The organism is Micromonospora sp. WMMD735 (genome assembly GCF_049178995.1).
GTDB classification, from domain to species: domain Bacteria; phylum Actinomycetota; class Actinomycetes; order Mycobacteriales; family Micromonosporaceae; genus Micromonospora; species Micromonospora wenchangensis.
This window is the reverse complement of sequence record NZ_JBMHMJ010000002.1, coordinates 5,565,614-5,590,463: the sequence shown is the minus strand read 5'-3', so window position 1 is coordinate 5,590,463 and position 24,850 is coordinate 5,565,614. Positions and strand designations below refer to the sequence as shown.

The following is a 24,850-nucleotide window of genomic DNA, read 5'->3' as shown; positions in this document are numbered from 1 at the left end:
CGGGGCCGTCGACCGACCCGCCCCGGTCCGGGGCCGTCGACCGGCGTGACCACCGGGCTGAGGCCGTCAGCCGGCGGCGCTGCCCGGTCCGGGGCGGAGCAGGTCGGCGGCGGCTTCGAGCACCTCGGCCACCGGCACGTCGGCGACGAACGAGTCCCGGTGGGGGCAGTTGCCGTCGCCGGGCCGGTGCGGATAGATCCCGGGCGTGCAGTCGACCCCGCAGACCGGGCAGCGTGTCGTCCAGGCGGCGATCGGGCGGTGCCGGGCGCGCAACGGCGTCGCCCCGTTGATCATGTTGCCGACCCAGTAGACGCCCACCGTCGGGGCCCCCACCGCGCCGGCCAGGTGCAGCGGGCCGGTGTCGTTGGAGACCACCAGCCCGCATCCGGCGTACGCGGCGGCCAACCCGCCGAGGCTGAGCGTGCCGACCTGGGGACGGACCGGCACCCCGGCCGCCGCGACCACCTCGTCCACCACCGCCCGCTCGGCGGGGGTGCCGGTGACCAGCACCTCGTACCCGTCGTCGTGCAGCACCCGGGCCACCTCGGCGAACCGCCGCGCCGGCCAGCGCCGCCGGGTGTCGGTCGCCCCCGGGTGCAGCGCCACCCGGGGCCGGTCCGGCTCGCCCAGCACCGCGAGCGCCTGCGCCCGGTCCGCGTCGGTCACCGTAAGCGTCGGTACGACGGTGACCGCCTCCGCCCCGACCAGACCCACCACCTCCAGGTAGCGGGTCACCTCGGGCTGGTAGTAGACGTAACGCAGCCAGCGGTCCAGCGGTGGGGCGTCCTCGGCGCGCAACCCGGCGGTGACCCGGGCCCCCAACCGGCTCATCACCGGATTCGAGTTGGCCCCGCCGCCGTGCACCTGCAACGCCAGGTCGTAGCCCTCCCGGGCGGCGTCGGCCAGGAAGTCGTCGAGCGACCCGGGCGGTTCGTCGGGGCCGGGCTCGCGGATGCCGGGGGCCGGCGGCACGACCAGCACCCGGTCGACCGGGCCGGGCCGGTCCCGCCAGAACGCCGCGTGCCACGGCGCGCCGAACAGCACGATCTCCGCCGCCGGGTACGCGGCCCGCAGCGAGTCCAGGGCGGGCAGCAGGAAGACGAGGTCGCCGAGCGCGTTGGCCCGCAGCACGGCGATCCGGGCCACGTCGGGCACCCGCTCCCCCAGCGGGCCCCCCAGGGCGGGGCTGGCCACCGGGGCCTACGGCCGGTCGAGCGGGTCGACGGCGGCACCCGGGTGGTGCAGCTCCCGGTCCGCCGCCGGGTCCACGCCGGTGGGCGTACCGGTGCGGGTGGGGCCGGGCGGGTAGCCGGCGCGGCCGACGGTGATGGTGCGCGGCGCGGGCCGGGCCGCCCGGGGCAGGTGGACCCGGAGCAGGCCGTGGTCCATCACCGCGTCGATGGCGTCGGGGTCGACCCGGGACGGCAGGTCCACCCGGTATTCGAAGCCCCGGGTCTCGAACCCGCCGGGGATGCCCTGGTCGGCGTTGACCTCGGCCTCGGAACGGGCCCGGACGCAGAGTTCCCGGTCGTCGAGTTCGACGGCGACCTCCTCCGGCGCCACCCCGGGCAGCCGGACGACCACCTGCCAACCGTCGGCGACCTCGGTCAGCTCGACGTCGGGCGACGCACCCCGGCCGCCGACCAGCCGGCTCAGCTCGGCGCGTAACGCCTGGAGCTCGCCCATCGGGTCCCAGCCCTGCTGGCGGCTGCGCCAGCCCCGGCCCGGCTGCTCGCTCACCGCACCTCCCCCACCGGTCGGCCGGTCGCGGCGGGCCGCAGCGAGCTGGGGGCGTCCAGGCCGGCGTCGGAGTCGACACCCACCCCCAACCGGTCGACCAGTTCCCCGCCGAGCCAGGCGCTGACGCCGAGGATGGCCAGGCCGACCACCTCGATGGCGATCAGCGCGCCGCCGGCCGCCCGGGATTCGGCGTTCAACCGGACCGCCCAGACGGCGGCGAAGAGCAGGATCACCGCGACGTTCGCCGCCGCGTGGGTGAGCGCCACCCGCTTGGCCCGGGTGCCGGCCGGGATGGCCAGCAGGTCGAACGTGCCGGCCCCCGCGGCCAGCAGGCCACCGACCAGGCCGACGGTGATGTTCCAGTACGCCACCTCGGCGAGGAAGTCGGGCCCGCCGACCGTGTCCACGATGTCGAAGAGGGTGCCGGTGACCAGCAGCGCCACCGGGAACATCACCAGCATCGGGTGCACCGGGTGCCCGAGCACCTTCAGTCGGCTCTCCATGGCGGCCCTTCCCCTGCGTCGTCGCGGGCGGGTGGAGCCGGTACCCGCCGTCCGGGGCGGACCCGCTCGCCACGCCCGCCTAGGCTGACGTACGGCGGCCGGTGTGCCACCGCCCGCCACCGGGACCAACGGACGGGGGAGGCGGACGTGACGGCAGAGATCACCTCGCACGAGGAGTTACGCGCGCTGCTGGGGGCACCGATGCCCCGCGCGGCGGCCAAGGAACGCACCGTGCTGCACGAGCGGGACCGGCAGTGGCTGGCTGCGTCGCCGTTCTGCCTGGTAGCCACGGCCGGCGCGGACGGCAGCTGCGACGTCTCGCCCAAGGGCGACCCGGCCGGCTTCGCGCTGGTGCTCGACGACCGGACGATCGCCGTCCCGGAGCGGCCGGGCAACCGGCGGGCCGACGGCTACCGCAACATCCTCGACAACCCGCACGTCGGGCTGATCTTCCTGATCCCGGGCCGGACGGACACCCTGCGGATCAACGGTCGGGCGAAGCTGGTACGCGACGCGCCCTACTTCGACGACATGCTGGTCCAGGGGCACCGGCCGGTGCTCGCCGTCGAGGTGGCCGTCGAGCAGATCTTCTACCACTGCGCGAAGGCGTTCCTCCGCTCCGCGCTGTGGCAGCCGGAGACCTGGCAGCCGGACGCGCTGCCGTCGCGGGCCCGGCTGGTCAAGGAGGTGGAGACGCCGACCGAGAGCCTGGCCGACCTGGAGCACTACTACGGCCCGACGTACGCGGAGAAGCTCTACCGGGGGTGACGGCCCCCGGCCGGTGGGGATTCAGCGTTGCCAGGGTGGCGGGACCCGGACCGAGGCCATGCCCGCCGCCGTCGCCGCCGCGACCCCCAGGTCGGTGTCCTCGAACACCAGGCACTGCTCCGGCGGTACGTCGAGCAGCCGCGCCGCCATCAGGTAGCACTCCGGGTCCGGCTTGGCCCGCGCGTAGTCCTCCGCGCAGACCAGCACGTCGAACCGGTCGAGCAGGCCGAGCGCGGTCAGCGAGGCGGTCACCGACTCCCGGGTGCTGCCGGACACCACGGCGAACGGCACCTGCCGGTGTGCCCGTTCGATGTGCGCCAGCACGCCCGGCACGGCGGTGAGCTGCGGCAGGAAGCTCTGGTAGGCGTCCTCCCGGCGACGGGCCACCACGTCGACAGGCATCGCCAGCCCGTGCCGCGTGTTGAGGTCGACGACGATGTCGGCCACCGGCCGGCCACCCCAGGCGTAGAACAGGTCCTCCGGCAGGTCGCAGCCCCACTCGTCGAGCGCCGCCCGCCAGGCCAGGTGGTGCACCGGCATGGAGTCGACGATGGTGCCGTCGCAGTCGAACAGGTAGGCCCGGAAGTCGCCGGGCGGCAGGGGCAGCACGCGCCCAGGATAGCCACGGCGGGACCTGCCCCTTCGCCCGCGCCGGCTGCCGCCGGGCGGCGTGGTGGCCGGTCAGCGGTCCGGGTCGGTGCGGGTCAGGTCGCGCAGCGCGTCCTGCGGGGCGGCGCGGCGCAGGTAGTCGCGGCGCATCCGGCGACGGTCACGCCGGCACCGGCCGCACGCCCAGGGCAGCGGCCACCACCGGCCACAGAAGGCACATCTCATCGAGGGGTCCCATCCTCGTATGCGTACGGTAGCCGACTGCTGACCTTAGCCGTACCGGACAACGGGCATCGACCGGTCCCGTTGCGATGGTGACCGGCGGCCCTGCGGGCCGCGGAACCGGCGACCCGGGCCGCCCGGAGTCCGACGGCACGTGGGGACCGCGCCGACCACCACCGACAGGTTCGGGCCCCGTGCAACCCTGAGCCGAACGGAGGGGTCAGGTGGGTGTGAGACAGGACAGCAGCTCGGGCACATCCGAGCGCGACCAGAAGTTCCCCGAGTTCGTGGCCGGCCGGCGTCCGTGGATGCTGCAGACCGCGCGGCTGCTGACGGCCAATGATCCGCACCTGGCCGAGGACATCGTGCAGACGGCACTGACCAAGCTGTACGTGTCCTGGTCGGCGTACTGCCGGGCGGACAACCCGGACGGCTACCTGCGCCGGGTGCTGGTGAACGCGTTCCTGAACGAACGCCGCCGCTCGTGGTGGCGATTCGAGCGGCCGACGGAGCGGCTGCCGGAACACGCCGCCGTGGGGCATGCGCCAGCCGACCTGGATCCGCAGCTGTCGCGCGCGTTGGGCGAGTTGCCACGGCGGATGCGGGCCACGGTCATCCTGCGGTTCTTCCACGAGCTGGACGTCGCCGAGACAGCGGCGGCGCTGGGCTGCTCGACCGGAACGGTCAAGAGTCAGACCGCCCGGGCCCTGGACAAGCTGCGGACAGCGCTGCAGCCAGCCGGGGTGCCTGATGTTCCACCTGTGCCGTACACCATCCTTCCCGAACAGAGGTTTGCCAGATGATGGATCTTCACAGCCGTTTGCAGCGCCTCGCCGGCCCGGCCGACGAGACGCCGACCACCGTCATTCAGGGCGACCTGGCTCGCGGACGTCGGGCCGTACGGCGTCGCCGGATCGCGCAGAGCGGCGCCGGCTCCATGTTCGCCGTCGCGGCGGTCGTGGCCGCCCTGTCGCTGTCCGGCGGGACGGCCCACGGTCCCGCCGCACCGGCCACGGCGCACGACGCCGGTCTCGCCACGGCCACGACCGCAGGTGTCCAGTTGGTCAGTTACACGGGCGAACAGCCCCACCTGTTCACCATCGACACCGTGCCGCAGGGCTTCTTCGTCCAGAGCCAGAACGAAGACCACCTGCTCCTCGCCCCGGAGAGGGCGAAGACCTTCGACCCGACCAAGCCGCACCTGTCGGACCCCGCGGTGTACACCGACAAGATCGGCGTCTATCTGCAGAACAAGGACTACACGGTCGACCCCACCGGCGACGAACAGTTCACGATCGGCGGCAGGGCAGCCGCGCTGCGTGTCGTCCACACCGACGAGGGGACCCCGAGCGAGGGAACCACCGTCGAGGCCACCCAGATCTACGTCGTCCAGTCGCCCAGGGTCTACCTCACCGTCCAGTTCGACGCCAGTACCGGCCTGACCAAGGAACAGATGATCAAGGTCGCCGGTGGCATCAACCTCACTGCCGAGGCGGTCGGCAAGGCCGAGAAAAGGTACGCCGCACAGACCGAGAACCCCAAGACCCGCGGCAACTGAAGCCCACCCCTCCCGCAACGGCCGCGTCGGCGATTCGCCGGGGCGGCCGGAGCGCTGGCACCGCACCCGCTCCGGCGGCAGGTTCTTCTCGGGTCTCGTCCCGGCCACCTTCCGCCACCGGGCACCGGGCGTCGATGAAAGAGACGTAGCAGACGGCTCTCCCCGTTCGCCCCTGGATCAACCGTGGCCGCCCGGGGTGACGGGCACGATCAGTGCAGCCGCCTGGAGTTCGGGGATGGTTCCCGCTCTCACCTACCAGGGCGCGCTGCGTCTCCTCGGCCGGCACGACTCGAAGGCGCTGACCCTTCTGGATAGCCTGCTCGGCGGCGTGATCCTGGCGGCGGGGCCGGCAGCGGTCGGCGGGGCGCAGGCGGCACCGCACGCTGTACCTCCAGCTCGCGACCGACGTCAGGGAGTTCCTGATCTGGGTGATCCTGGCCGGACAGGACTCGCTGCGCGCCGACCTCGCCCGTCAGACCGGTGCGCAGTCGGCCGGGTTGGCGCGACTCACCGCCCTGCTGACGCCACCCGGGCCCCGCCCGGACCCGGCCGGGCAGTCGGTCCTGGTGCACCACGCGAACCTGGCCGTCCTGCGCCGGCCCCCGATCGCCGCCGACACGCTGCGGCCGGGCGAAGCTGGCTGTCGCCACGCAGCGGCCGGGTGAGCTGATCTCGGCGGCACCGCAAAAGGCCCCGCGACCGTGGCATTTCGCCTGGTCACGGGGCCTTTCGGCTACCGAGCCGCCTGACGGAATCGAACCGTCGACCTACGCATTACGAGTGCGTCGCTCTAGCCGACTGAGCTAAGGCGGCAACGATCGTCAAGTGTACGGTACGACCCCCGGCGCGACCGAGGGGGTTCCCCGCCGGAGGACCCGGACATCAAGGGACATCCGTGTCGGGCGGGACGGCTAGGCTGCCCGGGTGAGCGACGACCCCGCCACCCCCGAGCGCCCCGCCGCCCCCGGACGTCCCGCCGATCCGCTCGGCCCCGGAACGGACCCGGACGCCGAGCACGCCCCTGGTGAGCGGGCCGTCCGCAGGCCACGCGGCACCGATCCGGTGGAGCTGGGTTTCACGCCCCGCAAACCGGTCCCCTGGCTGGCGCCGTTCCTGCTGATCAGCACCGGCATCCGTACCCTGCTGGCGATGCTGTTCGGGGCGTACCTGGACAAGCGGGAGCTGCAGAACGCGCTCGACGCCAGGATCGGCACGCAGGTCGGCCCGGACGGGGGTCTCTGGCTGGATTACGTGGCCGACCTGGGCGACGGCTTCGACGCCACGTACTCGGTCGCGTACCTGCTGGCCCAGCCGGAGCTGACCGTGGACGGGCACCGGCTGCCCCGGGCGCAGACCCTGGTGATGGGCGGCGACCAGGTCTACCCGTCGGCGGCCTACGAGGCGTACGAGGACCGGTGCAAGGGGCCGTACCAGGCGGCGCTGCCGGTGGCCCCGCCGCAGCGGCCGATGCTGTTCGCCGTGCCCGGCAACCACGACTGGTACGACGGGCTGACCGCGTTCCTGCGGCTCTTCGTCCGCTCCCGGGACCGCAACTTCGGCGGCTGGGGCACCGGCCAGTCCCGGTCGTACTTCGCGGTGGAACTGCCGGCCGGGTGGTGGCTGCTGGGGCTGGACGACCAGTCCGGGTCCTACCTGGACGACCCGCAGTTGTCGTACTTCGACGAGGTGGCCCGCCGGCTCGGCCCGGAGTCCCGGGTGATCCTGGCGGTGCCGGCACCGACCTGGGTGAAGTCCGTCGACCATCCCACCGCGTACGACTCGATCGACTACTTCGTCCGGACGATCATCGCGCCCACCGGTGCGCACGTACGGCTGCTGGTCTCCGGCGACCTGCACCACTACGCCCGGTACGCCGGCCCGGAACGGCAGTTGATCACCTGCGGTGGGGGCGGCGCGTACCTGTATCCGACGCACACCCTGCCCGAGCGGATCGAGGTGCCACCGAAGGACACCCTGTCCCGCCGCGCCAGCCGCACCCGGGCGTACGACCTGGTGGCCCGGTTTCCGGACGCGGCCCGCTCCCGCCGCTACGGCTGGGGGATCTTCCACCGGCTGCCCCGGCGCAACCCGGGTTTCGGGACCCTGCTCGGCACCCTGCACACGCTGCTGATGCTCGCCATGGCCGGGGTCGCGGCGAACCGGACCGGCACCGAGCAGCGGCTGTTCAGCGTCCCGTTGGTGATCATGTTGGGGGTGACGCTGCTCGGCGCGGCCTTCTTCGCCCAGCCGCCCAGCGCCGGCGGCAAACGGCACGTCCGGCACTGGCTGCTCGGTATCGGTCACGGCCTGGCCCACGTGGCACTCGGGGTCGCCGGCACCTGGGCGTGGCTGCACCTGCCGTTCTACCACTGGCCGTGGCCGCTGCCGGCGGTCGCCGCCGCCGTGGTCTACGGCCCGGTGATCGGCCTGGTCGCCACCCAGCTGGTGGCCGCTTATCTGCTGGTGGCGGGGGCCTTCGGGGTCAACGTCAACGAACTGTTCGCCGGGCAGGGCATCGAGGACTCGAAGTCGTTCCTGCGGATGCGGATCGACCCGGACGGCACGCTGACCGTCTATCCGATCGCCGTCGACCGGGTCTGCCACGACTGGCAGCTCAACCCCGACCAGTCTCCGACCGCCTCCTGGCTGACCCCCCGCACCCCACTGACCCCCCGCCTCGCCGAACCCCCGGTGACCCTCACCTGACGTCCCGGCCGCACCCGGGCCGCACCCCGGCACGGACCGCGCCGCCCACCCCGCGCCACCAACCGACCGCCGCCCGACCACCCGCCGCTCGCCGCCGCCCGTCGAAGTCGACGACCAAGAGGTGTGCGTCACCCGTCGCGCCCCTTCGGCCGGACATTCACCCTCGCCGACCCCGACGGCTACCAGGTCACCCTGCACGACCGCGCCTGACGGGCCGTGCCCGACACCCGTGAACCGTCGGTCAGCGCGCGGCCCCTCCGGGGCCGGCCGGGTCGCGGCTCTCGTAGGCGCTCCGGGAGCCACAGACGTCCGCGCGGGAGCACATGGAGCGCGAGCCGTCAGCGTCCAGGCGGACGGTCACCGCGTCCCTCGGGACGCTGTGGCCGACCACCCGGCCGTCCCCCTCGGGCGTGCTGACCCGGCTGCCGATCGCCGGGGCGGACTCGGTGAACGTGGTGTACAGCGGGTGCTCGTACTTCAGGCAGCACATCAGCCGGCCGCAGGCGCCCGAGATCCGCAGCGGGTTCAGCGGGAGGTCCTGGTCCTTGGCCATCCGGATGGTCACCGGCTCGAAGTCGTTGAGGAAGGTGGCGCAGCACAGGTCCCGGCCGCAGGAACCGATGCCACCCTGCACCCGCGCCGAATCCCGGGCGGAGAGCTGCCGCAGCTCCACCCGGCAGTGCAGGGTCGCGCCCAGGTCCCGGACCAGCGAGCGGAAGTCCACCCGGTGCGGGGCGGTGAAGTAGACGGTCGTCCGGTCCCCGGTGCCCTCGGCGGCGGCGAGGACGTGATCCACCGCGACCACCTTCATCGGCAGGCCGTGCTCCCGAATCAGCCGCTTCGCCGCCACCTTCGCCTCGGCCTTGCGCCGCCGCAGCAGCTCGTCGCGGCGCAGGTCGTCGTCGCCGGCCAACCCGGCGAGCTTCGGGAAGCCGTCGGTCTCCTCGGCGACCCACTGCGCCGCCCAGACGCACTCCGCCACCTCGGGACCGTCGTCGGTGGGGACGAGCACCCGGTCACCGACCTGCGGGCTGAACTCCCCCGGGTCGAGGTAGTAGAGCCGCCCGTACCGGTTGAAGCTGACCGCGCAGAGCATGCCCATGCGTTCAGCCTACGACGGATCGACGGAACCGGTCCGGGCGCGACGGGCGGGCCCCCCGCCGGGTCGGTCGGCCCATCACCCGATCCGCACCGGGCCGCCGTGGTACGACGGCCCGCCGGTCGGCCGCCAGGTGAACTCGGCGAGGCTGGGCGACCACTGGCGCAGCAACGTCTCCGCCCCGTCGTAGGCCACCCCGAGCACCGCGAGCACCCGGGTGGCGATCTCGGCCGCCGCGGCCGCCCCGGCGGGCCCGGCACCCGCCCCGGCGGCCGCCCGCACCCGGACCGCCTCGCTGGAGCCGAGCACCTCGGCCAGCACCCGGGCCACCGCCAACCGGCTGCCCTCCACCCAGTCGGCGAGCGCGTCGGCGTAACCGGCGGTGGACTCCAGCCGGCCCACCAGGCTCTCCGGGCCCTCGTCCAGGTGGCGCAGCAGGGCGGTACGGGCCTCGTCGTAGGACGCCCCGGCCGGGCCCGACCAGATGCCCGGATCGGTGAGGGCGGCGCACGCGTCGTCGTACCCCCGCACGAGACGGCGCACGGCGTGGCCGGCGGTCGCCAGCGGCGCGGGATGCAGGTCGAGGAAGGCGCGCAGGGCCTCCCCCGGCAGCAGTTGCATCCGGCGCAGCAGCGGCCAGACCGGGTGCGCCTCGGGCGCACCGGCGGCGAGCAGCGTGTCGACCCGGGCGAGCAGGTCCAGGCCGGGCTCGGCGAGCCGGTCCAGCGGGTCCATCACGCCTCCCCGGCCAGCCGGCGGCGGGCGGCCTCGTCGCTGGACGTGTAGCGGTCGGCGGCGCTGCGGACGGCCGACGCGGCGGCGGCCAGCCGGGCGGCGGCGGCACCCGCCTCGCGGGCCCGGCCGTCGGTGGCGGTCGTCCACTGCCGGTGCAGGGCCCGGCCGACCTCGCCGGGACGGCCGGCGGCGTGCGCGCCGAACGCCGGGTGCGGCGGGTCGGTGGCGGTGACCGTCCGGGACAGCGCGGCGAGGGTGGCGCTCGCCTCGTCGAGGCGTTCGGCGAGGGCGCGCAGGGGATCCATCTCACGCCCCCGCGAGCGGACGGTAGGCGGTGAACGTCTCGTTGTGCAGCTTCTCCCGGGCCCACTGGGCGGCGTCGGCGGCGGCGGTGACGGCGGCCTGCACCGAGCCGGCCACGTCCCGGGGGTGGCGGTTGTGCAGCGGCCCGAGGAAGCGCACGTCGGTGATCCGCCCACCGGCGGTCACCACCACCTCGACCAGCCCGTCGGGCGAGCGGACGGTCACCTCGACGGTCTCCACCGCCCGGTCGAACTCGGCCTGGAGGGACTCGATCCGGCGGTACCGCCGCACCGCCTCCTCGATCCACGCCTCGTCGATCTCGCCGCGCGGCATCCGATCTCCCCCCAGGTCGACCTCACCCTGCGTGCCACCACGATCACCGCGGCCCACCGGGACCGTACCGCACCCCGTCAACATGTGTCGATGGGCGGGAACCGGGGGTCAGCCGCGCCAGAGCGAGAGCATCATCGCCTCCACGGCGATGCGGGGTTTGACGTTCGCCTCGATCGCGGCCCGGCACTCCAGGACCGCCTCCAGCCGGCGCAGCGCCCCCTCCGGGGCCCACTTCTGCCCGCCCGCCTCGGCCAGCGCGGCGGTGTCGGTGTGCACCGGGGCGACCGGCGCGCGCAACGACGAGGTGAGCGCGTCCCGGTAGAAGCCGGCCAGGTCCACCAGGGCCCGGTCCAGGGCGTCCCGCTGGGCCCGGGTGGCCCGCGACTTCTGCCGCTTCTCCAGGTCCTTGAGCTGGCCGGCGGAGCCGCGTGTCGCGCCCGCCGCACCCCGGCCGGTGCCGCCCGCGCCCAGCGCGGTCTGCAAGGCGGCCCGCTCCGCCGCGTCGGACTCCGCCACCGAGGCCGCCGCCTCGGCCTCGGCCGCCTCGATCAGCGCCGACGCCGCGTCCAGCGCGGTGCCCACCCCGGTCAGCCGGCGCGGCACCGCCAGCACCGCGTCCCGGCGCTGACGCGCCTCGGGGTCGCGGGCCAGCCGTCGGGCCCGCCCCACGTGCCCCTGCGCGGCGGCGGCCGCCCACTGCGCCACGTCGGGCGCGATGCCGTCCCGCCGGACCAGCACCTCGGCGACCGCCGCCGCCGAGGGCTGCCGCAGCGGTACGACCCGACACCGCGACCGGATCGTCACCGACACGTCCTCCGGGTGGGTGGACGGGGCGCAGAGCAGGAAGACCGTCCGCGGTGGGGGCTCCTCGACCGCCTTGAGCAGCGCATTGCCGGCCGCCTCGGTGAGCCGGTCGGCGTCCTCGATGATCACCACCTGCCAGCGCCCGCCGGACGGGGTGCTCGCCGCCCGCAGCACCAGGGCGCGCATCTCACCGACGCCGATGGAGAGCCCCTCGGGGGCCACCAGGCGGACGTCGGCGTGCGTGCCGGTGAGCGTGGTGTGGCAGCCGGAGCAGGTGCCGCAACCGGTGCCGTGCACGCACTGGAGGGCGGCGGCGAAGGCGCGGGCGGCCACCGAACGGCCGGAACCGGGCGGGCCGGTGAAGATCCAGGCATGGGTCATCCCGGCCCCCGGGTCGACGGCCGTGCCGGTCCCCCCGGCTTCGGCCCCCTCGTCGGCCTCGGCCAGGGCGGCCAGGTCGTCGTCCGGGTCGACGGTGGAGGAGGGTGCCGGGAGGTGGGCGGCACGCAGCACGGCGGCGGCCGACGCGGCGGCCCGGCGCAGGGTGTCGACCGCGTCGTCCTGGCCGACCAGCTCGGCGAAGACGTCCGGCATCAGGTCCGGTGCTCCATCCCCACCAGCTCCGTGTCGGATAACTCGGGCTGGACCGAGGTGTCCGGCCCGTGCGCGGGACGCGGGTGCACGATGCCGGCCGGGTCCACCAGGAACTCCTGCACCCGCCGGCCGACCTGGCCGGCGATCTCGTCGACCGGGCGGGCCGCGTCGAGCACCAGGTAACGCTTCGGGTCGTTGGCCGCGAGGTCGAGGAAGGCGTAGCGGACCCGCTCGTGGAAGGCCACGGACTCGGCCTCCAGCCGGTCGGCCCCCTGGTTGCGGGCGGCGGCCCGGGACAGGCCGGTGCGCGGGTCGACGTCGAGCAGCACCACCAGGTCGGGCTTGAGCCCGCCGGTGGCCCAGGAGGAGAGCCACGAGACCTCGTCGACCGGCAGCGTACGACCCGCGCCCTGGTAGGCCAGGGAGGAGTCGACGTACCGGTCGCTGATCACCACCGCGCCCCGGATCAGGGCGGGGCGGACCACGGTGGCGACGTGGTGGGCCCGGTCGGCGGCGTACAGCAGCGCCTCGGCGCGCGGGGAGGGGGCGTCCGCGCCGGAATCCTCAAGCACCAGGGCCCGGATCCGCTCACCCACGGCCGTGGCACCCGGTTCCCGGGTCACCACGACGTCCCGGCCCTGCTCGCGCAGGCGGGCGGCGAGCTTCTCCAACTGGGTGGACTTGCCGGCCCCCTCACCGCCCTCGAAGACCACGAAGAGACCGTTGGAGACGAACGGCTCGGCCGGCATCAGCGGCCGACCGCGCATCGAGCCCCACAGGTCGGCCAGGACCGGCACGCCCTTCTTGTCGTCCATCTGCCCGAACGCGCTGATCCCGGCGAAGATGCCGGCCAGGCCGGCGGCGAGCAGCAGCAGCCGGGTGGAGGAGACCGAGATGCCCAGGTCGGCGATGGTGAGCTGACGCGAGCCGCCGACCCCGACCAGCAGGCTGCTCAGCGCGATCGCCAGGATCAGCACCAGCCGGGTGCCGATCTGCACCACGGCGAAGACCCGGCCGCGTACCTCGTCGGCGACCTCGCCGCCGAGCAGCGTGGTGCCGGCGAGGAAGGCCATGCCGGCGCCCGCGCCGACCATGATCGCACCGAGGATGGCCATCGACAGGTGGATGGCGAAGGCCAGCACCAGTACGGACGCGCTGGCCAGCACGATGCTCATGCCGAACCAGCGGCGGCGGGACATGTCCCGCACGATCATCGGGCCGAGCCCGATGCCGACCGCCAGCCCGATGAAGATCGCGCCGAACAGCATGTAGAACGCGGCGTCGCCGGCACCGAGCGAGGCGGCGAAGAACTTGGCGGTGCCGATCACGATGCCGCCACCGGCGAACGCGCCGAAGATGCCGAGCACCAGGCCCCGGACCAGCGGGGTCTGGCCGATGAACCTCCAGCCCTCGGTGAACTGGCTGAACATGCCCTGCTCGGCGCGCTCACCGCGTTCCCGGGCCTGGGCCTGGCTGATCTCCTTGATGCCGAAGGCCACCACCAGCGCGGTGGCCAGCCGGGAGAAGGCGTTGAACCAGAGGGCGAGCTGGGCGGGCTCGGCCCAGCTCGGCATCTCGCCACCGGTGACCCCGCGCACGCTGCGGTCCAGCACCGCCAGGGCGATCGCGGCGGCGACCGGCGTCAGGCCGTACGTGGTGATCAGGGTGAGCTGGTTGGCGGTCTCCAGCCGGGCGCGCGGGATGAGGTTGGGGACCGCGGCCTCCTTGGCCGGGATCCAGAGCAGGGTGATCGACTCGATCAGGAAGGTGGCGATCGCCGCCCAGGTGACCACCACGCCACCCCGGACGCCGAGCAGCGCGACCAGCGGGATCGAGGCGAACAGCAGGAAGCGCAGCAGGTCGCAGATGACCATCGTCCAGCGCCTGTCGAACCGGTCGGCGAGCACACCGGCCACCGGCCCCAGCACCAGCGCCGGGAGCAGCCGGATGGCGATCACGCCACCGAACACCGCCCCCTGGGCGGTGCTGCCGGAGACCTGCGCGGCGGCGAAGACGGAGGTGGCGAGCAGGCCGAGCCAGTCACCGAAGGAGGCTGCGCCGAGGACGATCCAGAGCCGCCGGAACGGCCGGATGCGCAGCACGGACCGGATCGCCGCAGCCCCGGACCGGTCGGTCTGGGCGGCGGCTCCGGCGGGCCCGGACGACGACGCGCCGGACGACTCGCCGTTCTGCTGGCTTTCGATGGCCGTACCTCCACGCGCCGGCCCAACACTGGGCAGTCCCGGTGCAACACTCTAGACCCGGTGGGGGCCTCCCCACCGGCGACATTCTCCTGCTCGCCGAGCCTAGGCCGCTGACGCCACCGTCCGCAGCCCGGTAGGACGTGAGGGTATTTCGCATTGCCGTCCGGACAGTTAGCGTGCATTCGTGGCCATCGACAGCGACACCCTGCGCGAACGCCTCGACAAGGCGACCGCCCACCTCGACCCGCCCTACGCCGTGGTGGACCTCACCGCCTTCGACGCCAACGCCGCCGCACTGGCCGCCCGCAGCGCCGGTAAGCCGGTCCGCGCCGCCAGCAAGTCGATCCGGTCCCGCGACCTGCTCGACCGGGCGCTCGGCCGGGCCGGCTGGGCCGGCGTGATGGCGTTCACCCTGGCCGAGGCGAACTGGCTGGTCCGCTCCGGCGCGACAGGCGACGCGCTCGTGGCGTACCCCACCGCCGACCGGGGGGCGCTCGCCGCCCTGGCCGGTGATCCGCAGCTCGCCGCGGCGGTCACCCTCATGATCGACAGCACCGAGCAGCTCGACCTGATCGACACCGTGTGCGCCCCGGGCCGCCGACCCGAGATCCGGGTCTGCCTCGACCTCGACGCCTCCTGGCGACCCCTGCGCGGCCGGGTGCACGTCGGGGTCCGCCGCTCGCCGGTGCACAGCGCCCGGGCAGCCGGCGCGCTCGCCGCCGCCGTCGCCCGTCGGGCCGGCTTCCGGCTGGTCGGCCTGATGTCGTACGAGGCACAGATCGCCGGGCTCGGGGACGCCCCGCCCGGACAGGCCGCGCTCAGCGCAGCGATCCGGATCGCCCAGCGCGGGTCGTACCGGGAGCTGCTGGCCCGACGGGGTGCGGCGGTCGCCGCCGTCCGCGAACACGCCGACCTGGAATTCGTCAACGGCGGTGGCACCGGCAGCGTGGCCGCCACCAGCGCCGACCCCTCGGTCACCGAGGTCACCGCCGGCTCGGGGCTGTACGGCCCGACGCTGTTCGACGCCTACCGCGCCTGGCGGCCGACCCCGGCGGCGTTCTTCGCCTGCTCGGTGGTCCGCCGCCCGACGCCGGAGATCGCCACCGTGCTCGGCGGCGGTTGGATCGCCTCCGGACCGGCGGCGACGAGCCGGCTGCCGCGGCCGTGGCTGCCGGCCGGGCTGGAACTCGTCGGCACCGAGGGCGCGGGCGAGGTGCAGACCCCGCTCACCGGTGCCGCCGCAGCCGCCCTGCGGATCGGCGACCGGGTGTGGTTCCGACACGCCAAGGCCGGCGAACTCTGCGAACGGGTCAACGACCTGCACCTGGTCGACGGGGACAGCGTGGTCGCCACGGTGCCCACCTACCGGGGCGAGGGCCACGCCTTCCTCTGATCCCACCCTCGCGGTGCCGGTTCCGGGCCAGCCGTCGACGGCACGGAGCCGGCGGCGGCCGGTAGGGGCGGCTTCGCGGACCGGCCGGTACGGTCGGTCAGGACCGGGCGGTCAGGGCTGGGCTGCGGGTTCGGCCGGAGCCTCGACGTGGCGGTGCAGGTACTCCCGGATGAGCGCCTTGGCCTCGGCGAGGACCCGTTCGTCGCCCTCCTGCTTGCGGCGGAACGCCAGCTTGATCAGGGCGTCGGCGGCCTCGACGGCGATCTCCAGGCAGAACCGCAGGCGCGGCTCGTCGACCATGCCGAACCGCTCGGTGAGCACCCGGGCCAACTGGTCGGCGATCACCCCGTTGTTGTCCCGCTGCTCGTCGAGCAGGTGCAGGTCGACCACGTCACCGAAGTGCAGGGTCCGGAAGCCCGGGACCGTCCGGTGCATCGAGATGTACTCGTCGATGCCCGCGTCGACGCCGTCCCACCAGTGGGTCAGGTCGTCGGAGGCGAAGCGCTCGTCGAGCCGCTGGAGGTAGGACTCCATGGTGCGCAGCGTCAACGCCTGCACTATCGCCCGCTTGTCCGGGAAGAACTGGTAGACCGACCCGATCGCCACCTCGGCCCGCTCGGCGAGCAACGTGGTGGTCAACCCCTCGTACCCCACCTCGTCGACGAGCTCGGCACAGGCGTCCAACATCCGTTGGACGCGCGCGACACTTCGACCCTGCACCGGAACGCGGCGCAGCGGCCCGGTCGTGGCGGCTGGTGTGGACACTCGACGCCACCCCCCTTCGACGGAAGAACATATCCACATGTCACGAGGCCGTGACTACCGGTACAACGAGCGGACCTCGATTGCGGTATTTACCAGGCACAACGTTCCTGATATGAAGTCAGTTCACGTTCATGTCGAGGAGCGCCGATGGCCGGTAACACCACCGCTTGGTCCAACTGGGCGGGCAACCAACGCAGTGTCGCCACCGCCATCCTGCGCCCTACCACCGTCGAGGACACAGCCGAGGCGGTCCTCGACGCGGCGGGCGCGGGTGAGCGGATCAGGGTGGTCGGCAGCGGTCACTCGTTCACCCCCATCGCCCTGTCCGACGGCCGGCGGATGGAATTGTCCGCCCTCGACACCGGCGTCCGGGTCGACCGGGACGCCCGACTGGTCACCGTGCCCGCCGGGATGACCCTGCAGGCGCTCAACGCGCTGCTCGCCGGGCACGGCCTGGCCATGCCCAACCTGGGCGACATCGACGCGCAGACCATCGCCGGGGCGATCTCCACCGGCACCCACGGCACCGGCGCCGCGTACGGCTGCCTGTCCACCTTCGTCGAGGCGCTCACCCTGGTCACCGGCACCGGCGAGGTGCTGCACTGCTCGGCCGAGGAACACCCGGACATCTTCGCCGCCGCCCGGGTCGGCCTAGGGGCGCTCGGCGTGCTCGTCGAGGTCACCCTGCGCTGCGTCGACGCGTTCACCCTGCGCGCACACGAACGCCCCGCCCCGCTCGACGAGGTGCTCGGCGACCTGTCCGGTCTCATCGGCCGGCACGACCACGTCGAGTTCTACTGGTTCCCGTACACCGACCGGGTGCAGCTCAAGACCAACGACCGGGTGCCCGCCGACGACCGGCCGCTGCCCCGCTGGCGGGGCTGGCTGGACGACGAACTCCTCGCCAACACCGTCTTCGCCGGGGCCTGCCGGCTGGGTCGGGCCGTCCCGACGCTGGTGCCCACGATCAGCGCGGTCTCCGCCCGCGCACTCACCGAACGCACCTACACCGGCCGCTCCGACACCGTCTTCTGCACCCCGCGCCGGGTCCGCTTCGTGGAGATGGAGTACGGCATCCCGCGCGCCGCCCTACCGCAGGCGCTGGCGGAACTGCGCCGCCTCGTCGACCGGCTGCCGTTCAAGGTGCTCTTCCCCGTCGAGGTGCGGTTCACCGCAGCCGACGACATCTGGCTGTCCCACGGCTACGGCCGCGACTCCGCCTACCTCGCCGTCCACCAGTACGTCGGCATGCCCTACGAGCCGTACTTCCGGGCCTTCGAGGAGGTCGCTGCGGGGCTGGGCGGCCGACCCCACTGGGGCAAGATGCACTACCGGGACGCAGCCTCCCTGGCGACCGTGTACCCGAAGTTCGCCGACTTCCAGGATCTGCGGGCCCGCCTCGACCCCGGCCGGGTCCTCACCAACCCCCACCTCGACCACATCCTCGGCCCCTGACCGACGGCCCGTCGGGACCCTGGAGGAAACGGCCTCAGGGGCCGTCTACCTCCAGGATCGCCGGGTGGGTGGCCGGGGACGGGTGGGTCACTCGGCGGCGGTGGTGGCCTTGCGGGGGGCGGCCTTCCTGGCCGGGGTCTTCTTCGCCGTCGTGGTCGTGGCGGTGGTCGTCTTCTTGGCGGCCGTGGACTTCGCGGCGGCGGTCTTCTTCGCCGTCGTCGCCTTGGTCGCCGTGGCCTTCTTGGCCGCCGTCTTCTTGGCGGGGGCCTTCTTCGCCGCCGCCTTCTTCGGGGCCGGGCCCTTCGCCCGCTTCTCGGCCAGCATCTCCGACGCCTGCTCGATGGTCAGCTCCTCCGGGGTCTGCCCGCGCCGCAGCGACGCGTTGAACTCCCCGTCGGTGACGTACGGCCCGAACCGGCCGTCCTTGATCACCAGCGGCTTCTCGGTCAGCGGGTCGACGCCCATCTCGCGCAGCGGGGGCGCGGCGGCCCGACGCTGGCGGGTCTTCGGGGCGGCCAGCAGGGCCAGCGCCTCGTCGAGGGTGACGGTGAACATCTTGTCTTCCGAGTCCAGCGAGCGGAACTCGTCACCGCGCTTGACGTACGGGCCGTAGCGGCCGTTGTTGGCGACGACCTCCGCGCCGTCCGGGGCGACCCCGATCACCCGGGGCAGGCTGAGCAGCTTCAACGCCTCGTCGAGGGTGAGCGAGTCCGGGGTCTGCGTGCGCAGCAGCGACGACTTGCGCTCGCCGCTGGCGACGTACGGGCCGAACCGGCCGGACTTGAGCACGATCGGCTCCCCGGTGGCCGGGTCGTCGCCGAGCTTGCGTTCGCCGCCCCCACCGAGGAACAGCTCGTGCACCTTCTCCGGGGTCAACTCGTCGGGGGCCAACCCCTCCGGGATCGGCGCCCGGTCGCCCTGGCTGCCGCCCTCCTCGCCGTCGGCCTTCGGTGCCGGCTGCTCGCCGGGCAGGGCCCGTTGCAGGTACGGCCCGAACCGACCGACCCGGACGACGACCTCGCGCCCCTCGTCGTCGGTGTGCAGCGGGATCGAGTTGACGCTACGCGCGTCGATCTCGCTGAGGTTCTCGGTGACCAGCTTCTTCAACCCGCCCGCGTGGGCGATGGCCTGGTCCCCGGTGCCGTTGCTGCTGCCGAAGTAGAACGCGGTGAGGAAGTCGACGGCGGCGTGGTCGCCCCCGGCGATCTCGTCCAGCTCGTTCTCCATGCTGGCGGTGAAGTCGTAGTCGATCAGGCGCGGGTAGTGCCGTTCCATCAGACCGATCACCGCGAACGCCAGGAACGTCGGGATCATCGCCTGGCCGCGCTTGGTGACGTAGCCCCGGTCCTGGATCGTCTGCATGATCGACGCGTACGTCGACGGGCGGCCGATGCCCAGCTCCTCCAGTGCCTTGACCAGCGACGCCTCGGTGTAGCGCGACGGCGGCTGGGTGTGGTGGCCCTGCGCGGCCAGCTCGTCGGCGGTCAGCGGCTGGTCCTTGACCAGGGTGGGCAGCCGGCGCTCGGCGTCCTCGGCCTCGGCGTTCTCGTCGTCGCTGGACTCGACGTAGGCCCGCAGGAAGCCCGGGTCGGTGATGGTCTTGCCGGTGGCGCCGAAGTCGGCCTCCTCCTGCGCGACGGAGACCGCCCGGATGCGCACCGACACGCTGGAGCCGACCGCGTCGGTCATCTGCGAGGCGATGGTGCGCCGCCAGATCAGCTCGTAGAGCTTGAACTCCTCGCCGGACAGCTCCTTGGCCACGTCGCCGGGGGTGCGGAAGTTGTCACCCGCCGGGCGGATCGCCTCGTGCGCCTCCTGGGCGTTCTTCACCTTGCCGGTGTAGCGACGTGGCTCCGGCGGCACGCTGCGCTCGCCGTACAGCTCGACGATCTGCCGGCGGGCCGCCGCGATGGCCGTCTCGGAGAGGTTCACCGAGTCGGTACGCATGTAGGTGATGTAGCCGTTCTCGTAGAGCCGCTGCGCGGTGCGCATCGTCTGCTGCGACGAGAACCGCAGCTTGCGGGCCGCCTCCTGCTGGAGGGTGGAGGTGATGAACGGCGCGTACGGGCGGCGGCGGTAGGGCTTCTCCTCGACCCGGGTGACGGTGAACGGCCGCCCGTCGAGGCGGGCCGCCAGGCCCCGCGCCCCGCTCTCGTCGAGGTGCACCACGCCCGCTCCGGGCCGCACCCGGCCGGTGGTCGGCTCGAAGTCCTTGCCGGTGGCGACCCGGTCACCGTTGAGCGCGACCAGGGTGGCGTTGAAGGTACGCGGGCCCTCGCCCGGGTTCGCCACCGCGAGGGTGGCGAGGATGTCCCAGTACTCGGCGGTGCGGAAGGCCATCCGCTGGCGCTCCCGCTCGACCACGATCCGGGTCGCCACGGACTGCACCCGGCCCGCCGAGAGCCTCGGCATGACCTTCTTCCACAGCACCGGGGAGACCTCGTAGCCGTAGAGCCGGTCGAGGATGCGGCGGGCCTCCTGGGCGTCGACCAGGTCCCGGTCGATCTCGCGGGGGTTCGCCACCGCCGCCTGGATGGCCGGCTTGGTGATCTCGTGGAAGACCATCCGCTTGACCGGCACCTTGGGCTTGAGGGTCTCCACCAGGTGCCAGGCGATCGCCTCGCCCTCGCGGTCCTCGTCCGTGGCCAGGAAGATCTCGTCGACCTCCTTGGCCAGCTTCACCAGCTTGCTGATCTGCTGCTTACGGTCGGCCGAGACCACGTAGAGGGCGTGGAAGCCGTTGTCGACGTCCACCCCCAGCCGGGCCCACGACTCACCCTTGTACTTGGCCGGCACGTCAGCGGCGTTGCGGGGTAGGTCCCGGACGTGGCCGAAGCTGGCCTCCACGACGTACCCCGGGCCGAGATAGCCCGAGATCGTCTTGGCCTTCGCCGGAGACTCGACGATGACCAGACGGGTGGTTCCAGCTCTGCTCGGCACGTCTCTCCCCGACCTCGCTCCTGCTCCAGGCCCGTTTCGGGCCGTGTTGCGCCCGCCGGACCACCGTCGGTCCGGATGTCCAACGTAACGCGCCACCCTGGTTCCGGGCCCCGGGGGCGGCAAACAGCGTCCGCGCGGCGGCACCGCCGGCGCCGCGCGGCCTCAGTGACCGGACGGCGCCACCGTACACCGTGGGTAGGCCCCGAAGTGGGCCACGGTGACGACGCCGCCCCTCCGACCTGGGCGAACCCAGGTGTTCACAGAGTGAGACGACTAGCATACTCTCCGCGATACCGTCCATGATCGGACGCCCGGCCGGTCTCGGCTGATGACTCCACTGGGCCGAAGTGGCGGCATCCGGTCGCTCCGATACCGCAACACAGCCCCCGTAGAGCCGATCACCATCCGTCCCCCGGGCGGCCGGCGGGCCCGGGCGGGGCGGTCACGGCCAGAGGTCGGCGGGGGCGGCCGGCGGGCGGTCGCCGACCAGTTCGGCCAGCCGGGCCAGCCGCCGCCCACCGATCCGGTACGCCGGGCCGCCCGCCTCCGGCTCCAGCAGCGCCGCCGGCAGGCCCACCACCGCGAGCGCCGCCCGCACCACCGGCCACCACGGCTCGTCCCGCCGGTCCAGGCGCAGCAGCAGCCCGGCGTCGTCGGCCGCCCCGGCGGCGGCCAGCCACAGCCGCAGCCGCCGGCCGTGCAGGTGGAACCGGGGCGGTGGCCGCTTCACCCCACCGGCCAGCCAGGCCGTCGCCAACGGCGCCAGCGTGGTCAGGTACGGGGTCCGCACGACGTAACGCTGCTCCCCGGTCGACTCCCAGCCCGCCGCGAGCCCCCGCCGGGCCAGCTCGTCGACGAGCACGTGCACCCGCCAGGCCGCGTCCACCCCGACGGACAACCGGGCGGTTCGGCCCATCCGGTGGACCTCCCCCGGGCCGGCGAGCAGCCCGGCCAGGTCGGCGACGGACGGGTCGGCCGCCTCGGTGCCGAACAGCGACAGCTGACGCCCCGGTTCCCCGGGCGGGTCGGCACGCCTCAGCGACACTCCGGAACCTCGTCGAAGGCCTGTTTGAGTTCTGTCGAGTTGAGCCGCCCGGTGTCCAGCGCGCTCGCGTCGTACTCCTGGTTGAGCGTGTCCACCGCGGCCTGGACGCCGTCGTAGAAGGCGGCGGCCCGCGTGGTGTCCAGGGCGTCGATGGTGTCCCCGGCGCGGCCGTAGGCGTCCCTGATCTTCGCCAGGGAGGTGCGGAACCCCTTCGACACCTCGTCGCCGCGGTCGGTCTCCGGGATGCCCGCGTCGGCGATCCGGCGGCGGGCCGTCTCGCTCGCCTGTTCGGCGCCGCCGAAGAGCCGCACCAGGTTCTCCTTCGCCTGCGCCGGGGTGGTCTGCGCGGTCATCTGCTGGTGGGTGCTGCTGGTGAGTTTGCTGATCTCGGCCCGCCACGGGGTGAGCGCCTCGCAGACCGACGCCGCCCAGGCCCGGGGGCTGGGCCCGCCACCGCACCCGGCCACGACGAGTACGACCGTGACGAGGACCGCCGTGAGCTTTCCGGCGTCACCCGCCCGACACGTACGCATGCGTTGCAGCGTACGGCCTCCGGGCGATTGCGCCAGCGGTCAGGTTTCGGGTGCACCGCCCGACGCGGCGGGCCCCCGCAGGACGGGGACCCGCTGCGTCGTGACTCAGGCGTTGGCGGTTTCGACCCGCTTCGGGTCGTTGCCCGTGCCGGTGCCGCCACCGTCCGGGTTGGAATCCATGGCGACGCCCTTGCGCTTGCTGAACACCACCGCCGCGACCACGATCAGGGTGGCGACCACCGCGATCGTCAGGCGCAGCGGAGTGTTCCGGTCGTCGCCGACGCTCCAGGCCACCACGGCCGGCGCGATCAGCAGCGAGACCAGGTTCATCACCTTGATCAGCGGGTTGATCGCCGGGCCGGCGGTGTCCTTGAACGGGTCGCCGACGGTGTCGCCGATGACCGTCGCCGAGTGCGCCTCGGAGCCCTTGCCGCCGTAGGAGCCGTCCTCGACGAGCTTCTTGGCGTTGTCCCACGCGCCACCGGAGTTGGACAGGAAGACCGCCATCAGGGTGCCCGCCCCGATCGCCCCGGCCAGGTAGGAGGCCAGCGCGCCGGGACCGAGGCCGAAGCCGACCGCGATCGGGGCGAGGATGGCCAGCAGGCCGGGGGTCATCAGCTCGCGCTGCGCGTCCCGGGTGCAGATGTCGACGACCTTGCCGTACTCGGGGCGCTGGGTGCGGTCCATGATGCCGGGCAGCTCACGGAACTGCCGGCGGACCTCCATCACCACCGCGCCGGCCGAGCGGGACACCGCGTTGATGGCCAGCCCGGAGAAGAGGAAGACCACCGCCGCACCGATGATCAGACCGACCAGGTTGCGCGGGTTGGCGACGTTGAGCGCGTTGAGGATCTCGCTGCCGACGTCCCCGACGCCCGCGTCGGAGTACGCGGTACGCAGCGTGTCGGTGTACGAGCCGAACAGCGCGGTGGCCGCGAGCACGGCGGTGGCGATCGCGATGCCCTTGGTGATCGCCTTGGTGGTGTTGCCGACCGCGTCCAGTTCGGTGAGGATCCGCGCGCCGTTCTCGTCGATGTCGCCGGACATCTCGGCCACGCCCTGCGCGTTGTCGGAGATCGGGCCGAAGGTGTCCATCGCGACGATCACGCCGACGGTGGTGAGCAGGCCGGTGCCGGCCAGCGCGACCGCGAACAGCGACAGGGTGATGGAGCTGCCGCCGAGCAGGAACGCGCCGAAGACCCCGGCGCCGATCAGCAGCGCCGAGTAGACCGCCGACTCCAGGCCGACGCTGATGCCGGCGAGGATGACGGTGGCCGGGCCGGTCTGCGAGCTCTTGCCGATGTCCTGCACCGGACGCCTGTTGGTCTCGGTGAAGTAGCCGGTCAGCGCCTGGATGGCGGCGGCCAGCACGATGCCGATGACGACCGCGCCGATGGCGACCACGCGGGGGTTCTGGTCGACGTCGGTGAGCCCGCCCTCCAGCTCGCCGAAGCTGGCCGGGAGGTAGAGGAACGCGGCGACCGCGACCAGCACCGCGGAGAGCACCGCGGAGAGGTAGAACGCCCGGTTGATGGCGGTCAGGCCGTTGCGGTCGGAGGTGCGCAGCCGGGTGATGAAGACCCCGACGATGGCGATCAGCACCCCGATGGTGGAGATGATCAGCGGGAAGACCAGGCCGTCCTCGCCGAACGCGGCCCGGCCGAGGATCAGCGCGGCGACCAGCGTGACCGCGTACGACTCGAAGAGGTCGGCGGCCATGCCGGCGCAGTCGCCGACGTTGTCGCCCACGTTGTCGGCGATGGTGGCGGCGTTGCGCGGGTCGTCCTCGGGGATGCCCTGCTCGACCTTGCCGACGAGGTCGGCGCCGACGTCGGCGGCCTTGGTGAAGATGCCGCCGCCGACCCGCATGAACATGGCGAGCAGGGCGGCACCGAAGCCGAAGCCCTCCAGCACGGTCGGCGCGTCGCCCTTGAACAGCATGACCACGAGCGCCGCGCCGAACAGGCCGAGGCCGACGGTGAGGAAGCCGACCACCCCACCGGTACGGAAGGCGATCTTCATGGCGGCCTCCCGGCCGCCTGCCGCCTCCCGGGCCGCGGCGGCGACCCGCAGGTTGGCCCGGGTGGCCAGCCACATCCCGGCCCCGCCGATGAACGCGCTGAACAGGGCGCCGACCACGAAGAACGCGGACCGGCCGATCTTCACCGCCAGTTCGCTGCCGTCGGTGTCGTGCACCGGTAGCAGGAAGAGCAGCACGACGGCGACGACCACGAAGATCGCCAATGTCCTGAACTGCCGGAGCAGATAGGCGGAGGCGCCCTCCTGCACCGCGCCGGAGATCTCCTGCATGTTGGTGGTGCCCTTACCGGCTGCCAGCACGGCCTTGGTCAAGGCGGCGGCGAAGACGAGTGCCACCAGCGCGATGACCGCGGCGATGACGACGTACGTCACGTTCTCTCCGGTGAGGGACAGCGCGCCGCCTTCGGCGGCCAAGGTCCCGGACATCTATGTCCTCCTGTACCGAACACTGTCGCGCCGGCCAGTGGACGTATGACCGACGCCTGGATGCGGTGGCGCACG

General features: G+C 73.3%; 23 protein-coding genes, 1 tRNA gene and 2 pseudogenes. 9 read left to right on the top strand and 17 right to left on the bottom strand.

Features of this window, described 5'->3' with window-relative positions; all coding sequences use genetic code 11:
* Positions 1-66: 66 nt before the first annotated feature.
* From ACN268_RS24395 to ACN268_RS24385, 3 genes are read right to left on the bottom strand one after another with little or no spacing between them, the layout of a single operon-like run.
* Entirely contained in the window at positions 67-1,194 is a 1,128-nt protein-coding gene (locus ACN268_RS24395) for a glycosyltransferase family 9 protein (RefSeq protein ID WP_421485147.1), read from the bottom strand.
* A gap of 6 nt (positions 1,195-1,200) precedes the next feature.
* Positions 1,201-1,686 (bottom strand): Hsp20/alpha crystallin family protein, encoded by a 486-nt coding sequence (locus ACN268_RS24390; RefSeq protein ID WP_421486981.1) that lies wholly within the window; start codon positions 1,684-1,686, stop codon positions 1,201-1,203.
* A 50-nt stretch (positions 1,687-1,736) separates the two neighbouring features.
* Positions 1,737-2,243 (bottom strand): DUF2231 domain-containing protein, encoded by a 507-nt coding sequence (locus tag ACN268_RS24385; protein WP_420118397.1) that lies wholly within the window; start codon positions 2,241-2,243, stop codon positions 1,737-1,739.
* Positions 2,244-2,390: 147 nt separating this feature from the next.
* Between ACN268_RS24385 and ACN268_RS24380 the strand changes: the two genes are divergently transcribed.
* On the top strand, positions 2,391-3,011 hold the full coding sequence (locus ACN268_RS24380; RefSeq protein ID WP_421485146.1) for a pyridoxamine 5'-phosphate oxidase family protein: 621 nt from the start codon (positions 2,391-2,393) through the stop codon (positions 3,009-3,011).
* Positions 3,012-3,032: 21 nt separating this feature from the next.
* Here ACN268_RS24380 and ACN268_RS24375 read toward each other — a convergent pair whose 3' ends face one another.
* Entirely contained in the window at positions 3,033-3,620 is a 588-nt protein-coding gene (locus tag ACN268_RS24375; RefSeq protein WP_421485145.1) for an HAD family hydrolase, read from the bottom strand.
* A gap of 72 nt (positions 3,621-3,692) precedes the next feature.
* On the bottom strand, positions 3,693-3,845 hold the full coding sequence (locus ACN268_RS24370; RefSeq protein ID WP_168222372.1) for a hypothetical protein: 153 nt from the start codon (positions 3,843-3,845) through the stop codon (positions 3,693-3,695).
* A 221-nt stretch (positions 3,846-4,066) separates the two neighbouring features.
* Between ACN268_RS24370 and ACN268_RS24365 the strand changes: the two genes are divergently transcribed.
* From ACN268_RS24365 to ACN268_RS24350, 4 genes and pseudogenes are all read left to right on the top strand, one after another.
* Complete coding sequence (locus ACN268_RS24365) at positions 4,067-4,645, top strand: SigE family RNA polymerase sigma factor (protein WP_421485144.1); 579 nt, start codon at positions 4,067-4,069, stop codon at positions 4,643-4,645.
* A complete protein-coding gene (locus tag ACN268_RS24360; RefSeq protein WP_421485143.1) occupies positions 4,642-5,400 on the top strand; it encodes a hypothetical protein in 759 nt (252 codons plus the stop codon). The genes ACN268_RS24365 and ACN268_RS24360 overlap by 4 nt, the downstream gene beginning before the upstream one ends.
* A 235-nt stretch (positions 5,401-5,635) precedes the next feature.
* Positions 5,636-5,815 (top strand): annotated as a pseudogene (locus ACN268_RS24355) (hypothetical protein); the annotation flags it as partial.
* A gap of 13 nt (positions 5,816-5,828) precedes the next feature.
* Positions 5,829-6,065 carry a hypothetical protein gene (locus tag ACN268_RS24350; protein WP_421487069.1) on the top strand — a complete coding sequence of 79 codons (237 nt, stop codon included), beginning with the start codon at positions 5,829-5,831 and terminating at the stop codon, positions 6,063-6,065.
* A 74-nt stretch (positions 6,066-6,139) separates the two neighbouring features.
* Here the strand turns inward: ACN268_RS24350 and ACN268_RS24345 are convergent.
* Positions 6,140-6,213 (bottom strand) — tRNA-Thr (locus tag ACN268_RS24345).
* 111 nt (positions 6,214-6,324) lie between these two features.
* Between ACN268_RS24345 and ACN268_RS24340 the strand changes: the two genes are divergently transcribed.
* Both ACN268_RS24340 and ACN268_RS24335 read left to right on the top strand, forming a co-directional pair.
* On the top strand, positions 6,325-8,106 hold the full coding sequence (locus tag ACN268_RS24340; RefSeq protein WP_421485142.1) for a metallophosphoesterase family protein: 1,782 nt from the start codon (positions 6,325-6,327) through the stop codon (positions 8,104-8,106).
* Between the two features lie 141 nt (positions 8,107-8,247).
* Positions 8,248-8,316, top strand: a pseudogene (locus ACN268_RS24335) (VOC family protein); the annotation flags it as partial.
* A 31-nt stretch (positions 8,317-8,347) separates the two neighbouring features.
* Here ACN268_RS24335 and ACN268_RS24330 read toward each other — a convergent pair.
* The 6 genes from ACN268_RS24330 to tmk form a co-directional block, all read right to left on the bottom strand.
* Complete coding sequence (locus ACN268_RS24330; RefSeq protein WP_421485141.1) at positions 8,348-9,208, bottom strand: PSP1 domain-containing protein; 861 nt, start codon at positions 9,206-9,208, stop codon at positions 8,348-8,350.
* 75 nt (positions 9,209-9,283) lie between these two features.
* The gene (locus tag ACN268_RS24325) at positions 9,284-9,940 is read right to left on the bottom strand and encodes a hypothetical protein (protein ID WP_421485140.1); all 657 of its coding nucleotides are present in this window, start codon (positions 9,938-9,940) and stop codon (positions 9,284-9,286) included.
* Positions 9,940-10,245, bottom strand: a complete 306-nt coding sequence (locus ACN268_RS24320) for a hypothetical protein (protein WP_421485139.1) — start codon at positions 10,243-10,245, stop codon at positions 9,940-9,942. Before ACN268_RS24320 ends, ACN268_RS24325 begins: the two co-directional genes overlap by 1 nt.
* Position 10,246: 1 nt before the next feature.
* The gene (locus ACN268_RS24315) at positions 10,247-10,576 is read right to left on the bottom strand and encodes a YbaB/EbfC family nucleoid-associated protein (protein ID WP_088643476.1); all 330 of its coding nucleotides are present in this window, start codon (positions 10,574-10,576) and stop codon (positions 10,247-10,249) included.
* A 108-nt stretch (positions 10,577-10,684) separates the two neighbouring features.
* On the bottom strand, positions 10,685-11,974 hold the full coding sequence (locus ACN268_RS24310) for a DNA polymerase III subunit delta' (RefSeq protein WP_421485138.1): 1,290 nt from the start codon (positions 11,972-11,974) through the stop codon (positions 10,685-10,687).
* Positions 11,974-14,085 (bottom strand): dTMP kinase, encoded by a 2,112-nt coding sequence (gene tmk / locus ACN268_RS24305; RefSeq protein ID WP_421486980.1) that lies wholly within the window; start codon positions 14,083-14,085, stop codon positions 11,974-11,976. The genes ACN268_RS24310 and tmk overlap by 1 nt, the downstream gene beginning before the upstream one ends.
* Positions 14,086-14,362: 277 nt before the next feature.
* Here tmk and ACN268_RS24300 point away from each other — a divergent pair, with 277 nt between their 5' ends.
* Positions 14,363-15,571: an amino acid deaminase/aldolase gene (locus ACN268_RS24300; protein ID WP_204925809.1), complete on the top strand. Its 1,209-nt coding sequence runs from the start codon at positions 14,363-14,365 to the stop codon at positions 15,569-15,571.
* A 111-nt stretch (positions 15,572-15,682) separates the two neighbouring features.
* Here ACN268_RS24300 and ACN268_RS24295 read toward each other — a convergent pair whose 3' ends face one another.
* Positions 15,683-16,258, bottom strand: a complete 576-nt coding sequence (locus ACN268_RS24295; protein WP_402893488.1) for a TetR family transcriptional regulator — start codon at positions 16,256-16,258, stop codon at positions 15,683-15,685.
* Positions 16,259-16,483: 225 nt separating this feature from the next.
* On the opposite strand from ACN268_RS24295, the gene ACN268_RS24290 reads away from it, so the two are divergent.
* A complete protein-coding gene (locus ACN268_RS24290; RefSeq protein ID WP_421485137.1) occupies positions 16,484-17,791 on the top strand; it encodes a D-arabinono-1,4-lactone oxidase in 1,308 nt (435 codons plus the stop codon).
* Positions 17,792-17,878: 87 nt separating this feature from the next.
* Here the strand turns inward: ACN268_RS24290 and topA are convergent, their stop codons facing one another.
* From topA to ACN268_RS24270, 4 genes are all read right to left on the bottom strand, one after another.
* Positions 17,879-20,731, bottom strand: coding sequence for a type I DNA topoisomerase (gene topA / locus ACN268_RS24285; RefSeq protein WP_421485136.1), 2,853 nt, complete (start codon positions 20,729-20,731; stop codon positions 17,879-17,881).
* Between the two features lie 442 nt (positions 20,732-21,173).
* Complete coding sequence (locus ACN268_RS24280) at positions 21,174-21,776, bottom strand: hypothetical protein (RefSeq protein ID WP_421485135.1); 603 nt, start codon at positions 21,774-21,776, stop codon at positions 21,174-21,176.
* Positions 21,767-22,309, bottom strand: a complete 543-nt coding sequence (locus tag ACN268_RS24275; RefSeq protein ID WP_421485134.1) for a hypothetical protein — start codon at positions 22,307-22,309, stop codon at positions 21,767-21,769. Before ACN268_RS24275 ends, ACN268_RS24280 begins: the two co-directional genes overlap by 10 nt.
* A gap of 105 nt (positions 22,310-22,414) precedes the next feature.
* Complete coding sequence (locus tag ACN268_RS24270) at positions 22,415-24,775, bottom strand: sodium-translocating pyrophosphatase (RefSeq protein WP_421485133.1); 2,361 nt, start codon at positions 24,773-24,775, stop codon at positions 22,415-22,417.
* Positions 24,776-24,850 lie beyond the last annotated feature (75 nt).